Annotated in this window: 9 protein-coding genes, 1 tRNA gene and 2 pseudogenes; 2 read left to right on the forward strand and 10 right to left on the reverse strand. The window is 74.2% G+C overall.

The window, feature by feature from the left end; genetic code table 11:
- Positions 1-654: 654 nt before the first annotated feature.
- Together KIK08_RS19800 and KIK08_RS19805 are read right to left on the reverse strand one after the other, a co-directional pair.
- Positions 655-731: transfer RNA gene (locus tag KIK08_RS19800), tRNA-Pro, on the reverse strand.
- A 26-nt stretch (positions 732-757) separates the two neighbouring features.
- Positions 758-1,699, reverse strand: a complete 942-nt coding sequence (locus KIK08_RS19805; protein WP_214404687.1) for a metallophosphoesterase — start codon at positions 1,697-1,699, stop codon at positions 758-760.
- Between the two features lie 62 nt (positions 1,700-1,761).
- On the opposite strand from KIK08_RS19805, the gene KIK08_RS19810 reads away from it, so the two are divergent.
- A complete protein-coding gene (locus KIK08_RS19810) occupies positions 1,762-2,232 on the forward strand; it encodes a GatB/YqeY domain-containing protein (protein WP_214404688.1) in 471 nt (156 codons plus the stop codon).
- Positions 2,233-2,280: 48 nt separating this feature from the next.
- Here the strand turns inward: KIK08_RS19810 and topA are convergent, their stop codons facing one another.
- The 4 genes from topA to KIK08_RS19830 form a co-directional block, all read right to left on the reverse strand.
- Positions 2,281-5,016 carry a type I DNA topoisomerase gene (gene topA, locus KIK08_RS19815; RefSeq protein ID WP_308257750.1) on the reverse strand — a complete coding sequence of 912 codons (2,736 nt, stop codon included), beginning with the start codon at positions 5,014-5,016 and terminating at the stop codon, positions 2,281-2,283.
- Positions 5,017-5,417: 401 nt separating this feature from the next.
- Entirely contained in the window at positions 5,418-6,011 is a 594-nt protein-coding gene (locus tag KIK08_RS19820; RefSeq protein ID WP_214404690.1) for a hypothetical protein, read from the reverse strand.
- A 64-nt stretch (positions 6,012-6,075) separates the two neighbouring features.
- Positions 6,076-6,696, reverse strand: coding sequence for a hypothetical protein (locus KIK08_RS19825; RefSeq protein WP_214404691.1), 621 nt, complete (start codon positions 6,694-6,696; stop codon positions 6,076-6,078).
- 216 nt (positions 6,697-6,912) lie between these two features.
- On the reverse strand, positions 6,913-9,246 hold the full coding sequence (locus KIK08_RS19830) for a sodium-translocating pyrophosphatase (protein ID WP_214404692.1): 2,334 nt from the start codon (positions 9,244-9,246) through the stop codon (positions 6,913-6,915).
- Positions 9,247-9,665: 419 nt separating this feature from the next.
- Here KIK08_RS19830 and KIK08_RS19835 point away from each other — a divergent pair, with 419 nt between their 5' ends.
- Positions 9,666-12,020 (forward strand): DEAD/DEAH box helicase, encoded by a 2,355-nt coding sequence (locus KIK08_RS19835; RefSeq protein WP_214404697.1) that lies wholly within the window; start codon positions 9,666-9,668, stop codon positions 12,018-12,020.
- A gap of 573 nt (positions 12,021-12,593) precedes the next feature.
- Here the strand turns inward: KIK08_RS19835 and KIK08_RS40090 are convergent.
- From KIK08_RS40090 to KIK08_RS19855, 4 genes and pseudogenes are all read right to left on the reverse strand, one after another.
- Positions 12,594-12,935 (reverse strand): annotated as a pseudogene (locus KIK08_RS40090) (Rv3654c family TadE-like protein); the annotation flags it as partial.
- Positions 12,932-13,258, reverse strand: a complete 327-nt coding sequence (locus tag KIK08_RS19845; RefSeq protein ID WP_308257749.1) for a TadE family type IV pilus minor pilin — start codon at positions 13,256-13,258, stop codon at positions 12,932-12,934. The gene KIK08_RS19845 and the pseudogene KIK08_RS40090, both read right to left, overlap by 4 nt.
- Before the next feature lie 68 nt (positions 13,259-13,326).
- Positions 13,327-13,581 carry a DUF4244 domain-containing protein gene (locus KIK08_RS19850; RefSeq protein WP_214404693.1) on the reverse strand — a complete coding sequence of 85 codons (255 nt, stop codon included), beginning with the start codon at positions 13,579-13,581 and terminating at the stop codon, positions 13,327-13,329.
- 42 nt (positions 13,582-13,623) lie between these two features.
- Positions 13,624-13,890 (reverse strand): annotated as a pseudogene (locus KIK08_RS19855) (type II secretion system F family protein); the annotation flags it as partial.

Below are 13,890 nucleotides of genomic sequence, written 5' to 3' on the forward strand. Positions count from 1 at the left end.
GCCGACCCGCCCAGGTGAACCGGACCCGATACGCATCGTCGGCCGTGACGGCGACACGGTCCGGTCCACGCCGACCGGGTCAGCCGGAACCCCGCCCGGCCCGGCTCCGCCGCCTGAGGAAGCGCGTCCCACCCCGGGACACCGACACCGCCAGCGCGGTGCGGCGACACCGAACGGGGGAACCCCACCGTGACCACCACCGACCACCAGCCCGACCGACACCGCCCCGAGAGCCGATCCGATCGCCCGGAGCCTGACCACGCCGATTCCGCCGAGCCACCGCCGGCGGCCACCGAACTCGTGGGAGAGGTGCTGCTGGTCGACCCGGCGACACTGGTCATCGGCGCGAACATCCGCCTCGACCCCCAGTTGGACACCTCCACCAAGACGGCGAAGGTCTCCGCCGTGACGGTGAGTACGAGGGCGTGCCCATCGAGCAGATCGCGCGACTGGTCGGACACACCGGCGGCTCCGCGGTGACCGAGACCGTCTACCGCAAGCAGTTCCGACCGATCATCGACGACGGGGCGACCGTCATGAACCGCGTCTTCCCGGCCGGGGCGACAGTTACTCGGTTGGTTACCCACCCCGGCTCCCGAACGCCGAACGGCCCGGTCCCGAGCTCCGCTAGAAGCTCATGACCAGGCCGTCTGATGGTCGGGGTGACAGGATTTGAACCTGCGACCTCTTCGTCCCGAACGAAGCGCGCTACCAAGCTGCGCCACACCCCGATGCCCCCGCGGGGGCAGGGACAACTCTATCCCACGTCCGCGGCCGCTGACGCGGGGGTTACCGATGCGGGGTCGGTGCTGGTCGAGCGGGGTACGAGGGTCAGCAGGCTGGCCTCGGGCGGGCAGGCGAAGCGGACCGGGGCGTAGGGGGAGGTGCCCAGGCCGGCGGACACGTGCAGCCACATGTGGGTGCCCCAGCGCGATCGGCCGCGGGCGCGACCGCGGTCGATGCCGCAGTTGGTGACGATGGCGCCGTAGCCGGGGAGGCGGAGCTGGCCGCCGTGGGTGTGGCCGGCCATGACGAGGTCGTAGCCGTCGTCGGCGAAGGAGTCCAGGACGCGGGGCTCGGGGGAGTGGGTGAGGCCGAGCTTGAGGGCGGAGCCGGGGAAGGGGCGGCCGGCGACGAGGTCGTAGCGGTCGCGGTTGAGGTGGGGGTCGTCGACGCCGGCGGCGGCGACGGCCACGCCGTCCAGGTCGACCATGACCCGGGCGTGGGTGGCGTCGGTCCAGCCGCGCTCCAGCAGGGCGGCGCGCAGGTCGCGCCATGGCAGGTCGCGGCCGTGGATGCGCTTCCGGCTCTTCACCAGGTAGCGGGCCGGGTTCTTCGGGGTGGGGCCGAAGTAGTCGTTGCTGCCGAACACGAACAGGCCGGGGCGGTCGAGCAGCGGGGCCAGCGCGGCCATCACGGCCGGGACGGCGCGCGGGTGGGCGAGGTTGTCGCCGGTGTTGACCACGAGGTCGGGTTCCAGGCGGGCCAGGTCGGCCACCCAGCGCTGCTTGTCGCGCTGGCCGGGGGTCATGTGCAGGTCGGAGATGTGCAGCACGCGCAGCGGTCGCGTGCCCTCGGCCAGCACCGGGACGGTGGCCTCCCGCAGCGTCCAGCGGCGTCGTTCGACGCCGGCCGCGTAGGCGATCCCGGCCGCCCCCGTCGTGGTCGCGGCCAGCGCGATCCGAGCCCAGCTCTGCACGGGCTTCAGAGTACGTCGAACCGGCTCGGCCGCAGGAGTCCCGTCGGCTACCGTCCCTGCCCGTGAGCACCCTGAAGGAGCGGTTGCGCGAGGACCTGACCGCGGCCATGAAGGCCCGCGACGAGCTGGCCCGCTCGACCCTGCGCATGACGCTGACCGCCATCGGCAACGCCGAGGTGGCCGGCAAGGAGCCGCGGGTCCTCGACGACGCCGAGGTGCGGAAGGTGATCGCCAAGGAGGCGCGCAAGCGGGCCGAGTCGGCCGAGGCGTTCGCCGCCGCCGGCCGCGAGGAGCTCGCCGAGCGGGAGCGCGCCGAGGGCGAGCTGCTGGCCCGCTACCTGCCCAGCCCGCTCACCGACGACGAGCTGGCCGCGATCGCGCGCACCGCCGTCGAGGAGACCGCGGCCGAGCTCGGCGAGCAGCCGGGACCGCGGCAGATGGGGCAGGTCATGAAGCGGGCCACGGCGGCCGCTGAGGGGCGCGCCGAGGGTGGCCGGGTGGCCGCCGCGGTGAAGGCCCTGCTCGTCCCCTGAGGCGCGTGAGCGGGTCGCACGGCCGAGACCGTGCAACCCCGCTCACGACTACTTGGCGGGAGCCTTCTTGCGGGCCGGGGCCTTGCGCGCGGGCGCGGCCTTCTTCCGCGGCGCCGGCGCCTTCGCCCGGCGCTCGGCGAGCAGCTCGGAGGCGCGCTCGTCGGTCAGCTGCTCGACGCTGTCGCCCTTGCGCAGCGAGGCGTTCGTCTCGCCGTCGGTGACGTACGGGCCGAACCGGCCGTCCTTGATCACCATCGGCTTCTTCGTGGCGCTGTCGACCCCCAGCTCCCGCAGCGGCGGGGTGGCCGCCGCGGTGCGCCTGCCGCGCTGCTTGGGCTGCTTGTAGATCTCCAGGGCCTCGTCGAGGGTGACCGTGAACAGCTGGTCCTCGTCGGTCAGCGAGCGCGAGTCGGTGCCCTTCTTGAGGTAGGGCCCGTAGCGCCCGTTCTGCGCGGTGATCTCCTCGCCGCTCTCCGGGTCGGTGCCGACCAGGCGGGGCAGCGACAGCAGCTTGAGCGCGTCGTCGAGGGTGACCGTCTCGATCGACATCGACTTGAACAGCGAGCCGGTGCGCGGCTTGGGCTTGGCCGGCGCCTTCTTGCGGGTCGTCCTGGCGCCCTCGGCGGGGGCGGGCGGCTCGGCCGGCTCGGGCAGGACCTCGGTGACGTACGGGCCGAACCGGCCCTCCTTGGCCACGATCTCGTGCCCGGTGACCGGGTCGACGCCCAGCGAGCGGCCCTCCTGCGGCACCGAGAACAGCTGCTCGGCGACCTCCGGGGTGAGCTCGTCGGGCGGGAGGTCCTCCGGCAGGTTGGCCCGCTGCGACTCGCCGTCGCGGACGCGCTCCAGGTAGGGCCCGTAGCGGCCGACGCGCACCACCACGTCGTCGAACACCGGAACGGAGTTGATCTCCCGGGCGTCGATGTGCTCCAGGTTGATCCCGACCAGCTTCTTCAGCCCGCCGGCCCGCGCCACCGAGCCCTCGGTGCCCTGGTCGGCGCCGAAGTAGAACCCGGACAGCCAGTCGGTGCGGCCCTGGTTGCCGGCGGCGATCGAGTCGAGCTCGTCCTCCATCGCGGCGGTGAAGTCGTAGTCGACCAGCCGGCTGAAGTGGATCTCCAGCAGGCCGATCACGGCGAACGCGATCCACGACGGGACCAGCGCCTGCCCCTTCTTCCACACGTAGCCGCGGTCCTGGATCGTCTTGATGATCGAGGAGTAGGTGGACGGGCGGCCGATGCCGAGGTCCTCCAGCGCCTTGATCAGGCTGGGCTCGGTGTAGCGCGACGGCGGGTTGGTCGTGTGGCCCTCCGGCGTCAGCGAGGCCGCCGTCAGGTCCTGGCCCTTGGTGAGCTCGGGCAGCCGCGACTCGGCGTCGTCGGCCTGGCCGTCGCTGCCCTCGTCGAGGGTCTCCACGTAGGCCTTCAGGAAGCCCGGGAAGGTGATCGTGCGCCCGGATGCGGCGAACGTGACGGCCTCACCGGTCGAGGCCGAGCCCGCGATCCGGACGCTGACGGTGGTGCCGCGCGCGTCGGCCATCTGCGAGGCCACCGTGCGCTGCCAGATCAGCTCGTAGAGGCGGAAGTCGTCGCCGTCGACCTCGGCGGCCACCTCGCCGGGCGTGCGGAACGTCTCGCCCGCCGGGCGGATCGCCTCGTGGGCCTCCTGGGCGTTCTTGACCTTGCGGTTGTACTGGCGCGGCTGGGCCGGGACGTAGGCGTCGCCGTAGAGGTCGCGGGCCTGCTGGCGGGCGGCCTGGATCGCCGACTCCGACAGCGTGGTCGAGTCGGTGCGCAGGTAGGTGATGTAGCCGTTCTCGTAGAGCCGCTGCGCGCTGCGCATGGTGCGGTCGGTGGAGAAGCGCAGCTTGCGCCCGGCCTCCTGCTGCAGCGTGGAGGTCATGAACGGCGGGTACGGCTTGCGCGTGTACGGCTTGGACTCGACCGACTCGACGGCCATCTCGCGGCCCTGCAGGGCCTCGGCCAGCCGGCGGGCGCTGGCCTCGTCCAGGGCGCGGACGGCGCCCTTCCCGGCCGGCGCCGGGGTCTCTCGGGCCGACGTCTTCAGCTGCCCGTCCGGGCCGAAGTCGCGGCCGGTGGCGACGCGGTCGCCGTCGACGGCGACCAGCCGGGCCGGGAACCGGCGCGGGCTGGCCTGTGCCCCCGCGTCCAGCAGGGCGGCGATGTCCCAGTACGAGGCGGAGACGAACGCCATCCGCTCCCGCTCGCGCTGCACGATGATCCGGGTCGCCACCGACTGCACGCGGCCCGCCGACAGCCGCGGCATGACCTTCTTCCACAGCACGGGGGAGACCTCGTAGCCGTAGAGGCGGTCGAGGATGCGGCGGGTCTCCTGGGCGTCGACCATGTCGTGGTCGACGTCGCGCAGGTTCTCCATCGCCGCCCGGATCGCCGGCTCGCTGATCTCGTGGAAGACCATCCGGCGGACCGGAACCTTCGGCTTGAGGGTGTCCAGCAGGTGCCAGGCGATGGCCTCGCCCTCGCGGTCGGGGTCGGTGGCCAGGACGAGCTCGTCGACGGACTTCAGCGCGTCCTTGAGCTCGGCGACCTTGCCCTTCTTCTCCGGGGTGACGATGTAGAGCGGGGTGAACTGGTTGTCGACGTCCACACCCAGGCGCGCCCAGGACTCGCCCTTGTACTTCGCCGGCACGTCGGCCGCGCCGCGCGGGAGGTCGCGGATGTGGCCGACCGACGCCTCGACCACGTAGTCCTTGCCGAGGTACTGCTGGATCCTCTTGGCCTTCGTACCGGACTCGACGATCACCAGCCGGCGGGTCGGCCGTCCGGCGGCCGTGGCTTCGGGCGTGCCGCTGCGCCGGCTCCCGCCGGCCGCGCGGCTGCCCGAGGTCGTCTCGGGCCTCGAACTCGTCGTTCCGGTTGCCACCTGGTCCTACTCCATCGTCTGCGGACTGCTGTCGCTTCGCACCGGCTGCCCCCGACGGCCTCGCGTCGCCGCGGCGGGTGCGTCCGACCAACCGAGTATGCGTCGGCGACGGACCGGCAACCCCCGGACCTCACGCTCGCATACTCGTCCGATGTGTCGCATCCGTCACACGCCGGGGGCCTCCCGGTTGCGTGGCGGAACCACGTTCCTGGAGCACGGCGCCGCGAGAGCGTAACCAGAACGTCAACCGATCCGGTGCCCACCACGCGAGGTGGGACCCGTCACGATGCGTTCCGGCCCCAGTAGCGCGGCCAGTCGGTGCCGGTGATCCGCTCCGGGGCGGGACCGACCAGCTCCACCAGCCTGCGCACCCGCCGGGCACCGCTTATCCGCAGCGCCGCGCGCTCCTCGACCCGGGCCGGCGGGATGCCCGCCCGGGTCGCCGCGGCGATGAGCGCGTCATGCGTGCCGGGCGAGTCGGGGTCGAGTTCGAGCAGGTAGCCGCCGCGCTCGTCGGGGCGGCCGGCAGCCAGCGCCCACAGCCGCAGCGCGGCCCCGTCGAGCTGCCAGCCCCGCGGGACGGCCTTCGCGCCGCCCTCGGTCCAGGCCGCCGCCAGTGTGACGAGGTCGCAGCGGAACGCCGTGCGCAGCGCGGTGGCGCCGCTGTCGGTGCGGACCGCCCGCATGGCGATGCCGGTGGCCGCGCAGGCCGCGACGACGGCCGCGGCCCGCGCCGGGTCGGGCAGCTCGATCGACAGGCGGGCCTGGTCGCCCGCGCCGAAGCGGACGATCTGCCCCGGCCCGCAGAGCAGGCCGGCCAGGTCCGCCGGCGAGGGCGGGCGCGCCTCCGCGGAGAACAGCGACAGCTGCGACACGACACGGATGGTAGAACACACGTTCGACCCGCAGGTCGTAGCGCGCCGAACGGTCGGGTCCGGGTCAGTTGCCGCCGGTGGAGGCGCGGATCGACTGGCAGTTGGGCGCCTGCGCGGCCGCCTCGTCCAGCGCCGCGTTCGACTTCAACGCGTCGCCCGGGTCCTCCAGGGCCCCGAGGCCCTCGGTGGAGCTGAGCCCCTCGAACGCGGTGAGCAGGCTCTCCGGGTCGTTCGGGTCGGCGGCCGACAGCTTGCTGGCCGTCTCGTCGATCGCGGTCTTGCCGGTGCCCAGGGCCTCGGTCATCTGCTGCACGAAGGCGTCGCCGCCCTCGATCGGGGACGGGCCGGCGGCCTTGAGGCCGTCGATGGCGCCGCCCATCTTGTCGCCGATCTCGCTCAGCTGGGAGGCCAGCTTCGTGATCGTCTCGCCGGGGGGCGCCGACGGGTCCAGGTCGGGGGCGACCGGGGCCTCGACCAGCGGCGCGAGAGCGCCGCAGATCTGGTCCATCCAGGCGACCGGGTCGTCGGTCGGCACCCCGGGCGCGGGACCGCCGGTGTCGGAGGACGCCGGGCTGCCACCGATCGGGGCGGCCGTGCCGTCGACGGTGGTGCTGCACCCGGTGCCGAGCAGCGCCGCGGCGGCCAGGATCGGGACGAGCAGGGCCTTGCGGGTGGGACGGGGCATCAGGGCCGACTCCGAAGGGACGACGACGGGTGGACCCCGAGCATTGTGCGCCCCGCCGTCCCGCCCCTTTGTGGCGGATGACGCGTTGGTCCCGGTGGTCCATCACGGACGGCCACGGGCGGTGTCTGCTTCCACGTCCGGGTTGCACCCGTGTGCGCCCGGAACGACGAAGGCCGCCCACCCCGGGTGGGGTGGGCGGCCTGTGGAGCGGGTCGGTCAGCTGACGGTCGTCTCCGTCTCCGACTTCTCCGGCTCGGCGGGGGTGTCGGCGATCGAGGTCGAACGCCGCTTGGACACCACGACCGCGGCGACGATGATCGCGGTCGCCACGAGGGCGATCGCGAGTCGCAGCGGGGTGGAGGCCCCGTCGCCGACCGAGAAGTACACGACGGCCGGGGCGATCAGCACCGAGACCAGGTTCATCACCTTGAGCAGCGGGTTGATCGACGGACCGGCGGTGTCCTTGAACGGGTCGCCGACGGTGTCGCCGATGACGGTCGCCTCGTGCGCCGGCGAGCCCTTGCCGCCGTGGTTGCCGTCCTCGACCAGCTTCTTGGCGTTGTCCCAGGCGCCACCGGAGTTGGCCAGGAACACCGCCATCAGGGTGCCGGAGGCGATGGCGCCCGCCAGGTAGCCGGCCAGCGGGCCGACGCCGAGGCCGAAGCCGACCGCGATCGGGGCGAAGATCGCCAGCAGGCCGGGGGTGGCCAGCTCGCGCAGCGAGTCGCGCGTGCAGATGTCCACGACGCGGCCGTACTCCGGCCGCACCGTGCCCTCCATGATCCCCGGGTTCTCCCGGAACTGGCGGCGCACCTCGAACACGATCGCGCCGGCGGCCCGGGTCACGGCGTTGATCGCCAGACCGGAGAACATGAAGACCACGGCCGCACCGATGATCACGCCGACCAGCGTGTTGGGCGCGAACACCTCGAACGCGAACGCCGTGCCGGCGTTGACCGCGGTCTCCTGCGCCTCCACGAGCGCCTGCGTGATCGCGTCGCGGTAGGAGCCGAACAGCGCCGTCGCGGCGAGCACCGCGGTGGCGATGGCGATGCCCTTGGTGATGGCCTTGGTGGTGTTCCCGACCGCGTCGAGCTCGGTCAGGATGTCCACCCCGGCGCCCTCGACGTCGCCCGACATCTCGGCGATGCCCTGGGCGTTGTCGGCGACCGGGCCGAAGGTGTCCATCGCGACGATGACGCCGACGGTGGTCAGCAGGCCGGTGCCGGCCAGCGCCACCGCGAACAGCGCCACCGTGATCGAGCCGGTGGCCAGCGTGAAGGCGCCGAACACCGCGGCGCTGATGACCAGCGCGGTGTACACGGCGGACTCGAAGCCGACCGAGATGCCGGACAGGATCACCGTGGCGGCGCCGGTCAGCGAGGACTTGCCGACGTCCTGGACGGGCTTGTCCTCGGTGCCGGTGTAGTACCCCGTCAGCCACAGGATGGCGGCGGCCAGCACGATCCCGATGAGGACCGCGACGATCGCGATGACCTGCGGGTTGGACCCCGCCATGGCGTCGACGACGTCGGCGTCGCTGGGGTTGGTCAGGTCGGCGAAGCTGTTCGGCAGGTAGAGGAACGCCGCGCCGGCGCTGAGCACCGCCGAGATGCCCGCCGAGATGTAGAAGCTCCGGTTGATCGTCGTGAGGCTGCTCTCGCCCTCGCGGGTGCGGGTGATGTACACGCCGATGATCGCGGTGATCACGCCGATGGCCGGCACGATCAGCGGGAACAGCAGGCCCTGCAGGCCGAACGCGGCCGTGCCCAGGATCAGCGCGGCCACCAGCGTGACGGCGTAGGACTCGAACAGGTCGGCGGCCATGCCGGCGCAGTCGCCCACGTTGTCGCCGACGTTGTCGGCGATGGTGGCGGCGTTGCGCGGGTCGTCCTCCGGGATGCCCTGTTCGACCTTGCCGACCAGGTCGGCACCCACGTCGGCGGCCTTGGTGAAGATGCCGCCGCCGACGCGCATGAACATCGCCAGCAGGGCGGCGCCGAAGCCGAAGCCCTCCAGGACCTTGGGGGCCTGGCCGGCGTAGGCCATGACGACGACGGTCGCGCCGAGCAGGCCGAGGCCGACGGTGAACATGCCGACCACGCCGCCGGTGCGGAACGCGATCCGGGTGGCCTTCTCCCGGCCGCCCTCCCGCGTCGACGCGGAGGCGACGCGGATGTTGGCGGCCGTCGCCAACCGCATGCCCAGACCGCCGATGACGGCCGAGAACGCGGCGCCGATGATGAAGAAGATGGACCGCCCGATCCGCTCGCCCAGGTCTTCCGCGGGCAGTGCGAACAGCAGCACGAACACCACGATGACGAAGATCAGTAGAGTGCGGAACTGGCGGTTGAGGTACGCCGTGGCGCCTTCCTGGACCGCTCGGCCGATTTCCTGCATCTTCGGGGTGCCCGCATCTGCGGCGAGCACCTCCCGACGCAGGACGAAGCCGACGGCCAGGGCGACGACGGCAACCACCGCGACCACACCGAGGATGGTGTAGTCGTTCGCCCCGAGCTCGATGCCCTGGGCGAGGGTGGACGCGGACATCCGTCCTCCTGGTTCAGTGAATGGATCGGGCCAGGAGTGCGCGGACGGCACCCCTGGCGTCACGACAAAGACCCGTCGCCGCAGGTGAAGGCGGTGCAGGCGCGAGCAGTGTAAGAGGTCGTGCCGGGCTCCGGATGGGGGGCGTGTCCACACACCCCATTCACAACGATAGGATCACGGCCCCTTCCGGCCGGACCGGTGGTCAGCGCCCTGGCGCTGGGCCGATCGTGATGCATCCGTGACTCCCGGTGCGCGCGTGTCCTCCTGGCGGGTGATTCGTGTGCTATGCGAACAGTTCTGTCGTGACGAATAACTCACACAGCCGAGGGTCAGGGCCGAATGGATGTGGCGCGACGCTCGGCCGGGCGGCGGGGAGTGTCACCCGGGTGTGCGAGCCTCGGCCGGTGAGTGCGGAGGGGATGCCGGCCGGGACGGTCGCCGCGCGCCCGCTCCCGGAGGACGGGCGCGGCGCCCGGCTGCTCGAACGGCTGCTCGTCGGCACCGGCGGCGACGAGCCCCTGCGGCACGCGGTCCGGCTGCCGCCCCGCGAGGGCCGCACCGCCCCGTGGCCCTCGTGGGCTCCCGCGGACGTCGTGGAGGCGCTGCGCCGCACCGGGGTCGCCGCGCCGTGGGCGCACCAGGCCGAGGCCGCCGACCTGGCCCACCGGGGCCGCGACGTCGTGGTCGCCACCGGCACCGCGTCGGGCAAGTCGCTGGCCTACCAGCTGCCGGTGCTGGCCCGCTTCGCCGACGACCGCCGGGCCACCGCCCTGTACCTGTCGCCCACCAAGGCGCTGGCCGCCGACCAGCTGCGCGCCCTGGAGGCGCTCGCCCTCCCCGACGTGCGCCCGGCGCCGTTCGACGGCGACACCCCGATGGAGGCCCGCGACTGGGCCCGCCGGCACGGGCGCTGGCTGTTCAGCAACCCGGACATGCTGCACCGCGGCCTGCTCCCCCGGCACGGCCACTGGTCGGCGTTCCTGCGCAGGCTCAGCTACGTCGTGGTCGACGAGTGCCACACCTACCGCGGCGTGTTCGGCTCGCACGTGGCGCTGCTGCTGCGCAGGCTGCTGCGCGTGTGCCGGCGCTACGGCGCCGACCCGACCGTGGTGCTGGCCTCGGCCACGGTCGCCGAGCCCGCCGCGTTCGCGTCCCGGTTGACCGGCCGCGAGGTCGTGGCGGTCACCGAGGACGCGTCGCCGCGGGCCGGGCGCACGGTCGCGCTGTGGGAGCCGCCGCTGCTGCCCGAGCTGTCCGGGGAGAACGGCGCCCCGGTGCGCCGCCCCGCCGGCACCGAGGCGGCCCGCATGCTCGCCGACCTCGTGGCCGAGGGCGCGCGCACGCTGGCCTTCGTCCGCTCGCGACGGGGCGCGGAGGTCACCGCGCTGGGCGCGCAGCGCCTGCTGGCCGACGTCGACCCCGACCTGGTGCCCCGCGTGGCCGCCTACCGCGGCGGCTACCTGCCCGAGGACCGGCGCGCCCTGGAGGCCGCGCTGGGCAGCGGCGAGCTGCTGGGCATGGCCACCACCAACGCGCTGGAGCTCGGTGTCGACATCGTCGGGCTCGACGCCGTGGTGGTGGCCGGCTTCCCGGGCACCAGGGCCTCGTTCTGGCAGCAGTCCGGCCGGGCGGGGCGGGCCCGCGAGGAGGCGCTGGTCGTGCTGGTGGCGCGCGACGACCCCATGGACACCTACCTGGTGCACCACCCGCGGGCGCTGCTGGGCGCCCCGGTCGAGGGCTGCGTGCTCGACCCGACCAACCCCTACGTGCTCGGCCCCCAGCTGGCCTGCGCCGCCGCCGAGCTGCCCGTCACCGAGCAGGACGCCGACGAGGTGTTCGGCGGCCCGCCCGCGCGCGCCGTGCTCGACGAACTGGTCGCCGACGGGGTGCTGCGCCGCCGCCCGACCGGCTGGTACTGGCCCTCGACCCGCGAGCGCCCGGCGGCCGACGTCGACATCCGCGGCTCGGGCCTCGGGCAGGTCGCCGTGGTGGAGGCCGGGACGGGCCGGATGCTGGGCACCGTGGACGCCGGCTCGGCCCCGGCGACCGTGCACACCGGGGCGGTGCACCTGCACCGCGGCGAGAGCTACCTCGTCGACGAGCTCGACCTCGACACCGGGCTGGCCGTGGTGCACCGGGCCGAACCCGACTGGCGCACCGACGCGCGCTCCACCGCCGACGTGGCCGTCGCCCGGGTGCTCTCCCACCGCGACCTGGGAGCAGTGCGGGTGTCCTTCGGCGAGGTCACGGTGACCACCCAGGTGGTGTCCTACCAGCGCAAGGCGCCCGACGGCGCGGTGCTGGAGACGGTGCAGCTCGACCTGCCCGAGCAGACCCTGCCCACCCGCGGCGTCTGGTACGACATCGACGACGCCGCCCTGCACGCCGCGGGCATCCCGCCGGCCCGCGTTCCCGGCGCGCTGCACGCCGCCGAGCACGCCGCCATCGGGCTGCTGCCGCTGTTCGCGATCTGCGACCGCTGGGACGTCGGGGGCATGTCCACCGCGCTGCACCCCCACACGGGCCGCCCGACGGTGTTCGTGCACGACGGCCACCCCGGGGGCGCCGGGTTCGCCGAGCGCGGCCACGACATGCTCGACCGCTGGCTGGCCGCCACCCGCGCGGCGATCGGCGACTGCGAGTGCCGCGCGGGATGCCCGTCGTGCGTGCAGTCGCCCAAGTGCGGCAACGGCAACAGCCCGCTGGACAAGGCCGGGGCGCTGGTGGTGCTCGACATCGTGCTGGACGCCCTGCGCCGCTCCGCCGGTCGGTGACCGCCCCTCGACGGGGACTGATTGACCACCGCCGGCCGGCCTCGTCGGGGGCCGGGCCGGCCAGCGGTGGCCGAGGCGCGGTGGAACCGGTTCAGGGGTGGGCGTCGGGGGGACGCGCCGGCCCCACCGCAGTCTGGGGAGCGGAACCTGTCGGCCCGGCCGGAGCCGGGGGTGGACGCCCACCAGTAGGGACCCGTCGGCCGGTGCTTTCCAGCGGTCGTCGCCCACCGGTCCCGATGCGACGACGAGCGCGAGCGCAGTGCGCCGAGTCGCCGGACGGGCCGATGTTTCCGCAGGACCAAGGGTTGCCGAGGCGGTGAGGTCCGCCCGTCCGGGCTCGGCAACCGCTCGGCGCGACGCGCCGGGCTCGGGCGGGTGGCCCAGGGGCAGCTGGGCCGGCTGGGTGTGGCGCGCCGGGCGGCGCCCGCTCGTGGGACGAGCGGTGCGGCGCCGTGCGCCCCTGCGGTTACTGGTTGGTAGGTAGCGGTTACCGGTCGGTAAGTGACGGGCTGCGGTGATCACGGCGGGTGCCGGACCGGACGGCGCCGACAGGTCCTCGACGGGGCCGGCCGCGGCCCGCCCGACGGCGTGGGTGGCGCCGGTGCCGGGGACGGGCAGCCCGATCCGGACCCGCACCTGGACGAGCGCGCTCCACCCGTCGAGGGCGCAGCCGGTGAGCTCGGTGTCCATCGCGCCGGCGATGGCCCCGGCCCGTGCGCAGGCCGGGGCATCGCCGAGCACGGACACCGCGGCCGCGGCCAGCGCGGCCAGGTCGGCCGCGGCGGCCGCCCGGTGCCGGGCCAGCAGGGCGCTGCCCAGGTGCAGGCCCAGCAGCACGGCGGTCATGAGCACCGCCAGACCGATCGCCGCCCACACGGTGGCGACGCCGTCATCGCGAGCCGGAACGCCGCTCATCCGGCCACCCCCGGTTCGACGGCCGCGACCGCGCGGCCGGTGACCCGCAGCGGCAGCGGCGGGAACAGCCGAACCGACACCTCGGCCACCACCGCCGCCCCGTCGGCGACGCTTCCGGGCTCCACGCCCAGCCGCGCACCATCGGGCGCCACGGCGGCGGCCACGGCCCGGCCGCGGTCGGGCTCGCCCCGCGCAGCCAACCGGGCCAGCTCGCGGGCGGCGTCGGTGCAGCGGACCGACGCCGTGACCGCGGCGACCGCCCCGATGGCGACGGCCAGGAACACCGCGAGGCTGCACAGGGCGAGCGCGGCCTCCACCGTCACCGAACCGCGGTCGGCGGCCTCGCCGGGAGGGCGCCGGTGGCCGGTGGCCGCCCGCGCCCTCCCGGTGGTCAGAAGGTGGCCGTCAGCGCGCGCTGGACCAGGTCGGTGAGCGCGGTGAGGACCGTGTCGCCGTTGATGACCGCGTAGAGCAGCGCGGCGAACGCGGCGGCGGCCACCGTCCCGATCGCGTACTCGACCGTGCTCATCCCGTCGTCGTCGCCCAGCCACCGCCGTCGGGGACGGGGTGGCGGCACCAGGCGCAGGTGCGTCGGGCGGGGGACCGGCGGCGGGGTGGGGGTGGGGACGGTGAGGTTCGTGGACATGGGGTTCTCCTTCCGGTGGGGGTGCGGTGGCGGCCACGGCGGTCACCACTGCGCGAGCGCCTCGCCGGCCAGGCCGACGACGACGGGTGCGATGCCCAACGCCAGGAACGCGGGCAGGAAGCACAGGCCCAACGGGCCCGTGATGAGGACGGCGGCGCGCTGGGCCCGCTCCTGGGCGGAGTCGACCAGCGCCGCGCGCAGCCGTTCGGCCTCCGAGCGGGCGACCTCGGCCAGCGCCGCGCCGGTGGCCGCGGACCGGCCGGCCGCGCGGGCGAACGCGCCCAGCGCGGCGTCGTGCTCGACGGTGCG

It is taken from the genome of Pseudonocardia lacus (assembly GCF_018531445.1).
Taxonomy (GTDB): domain Bacteria; phylum Actinomycetota; class Actinomycetes; order Mycobacteriales; family Pseudonocardiaceae; genus Pseudonocardia; species Pseudonocardia lacus.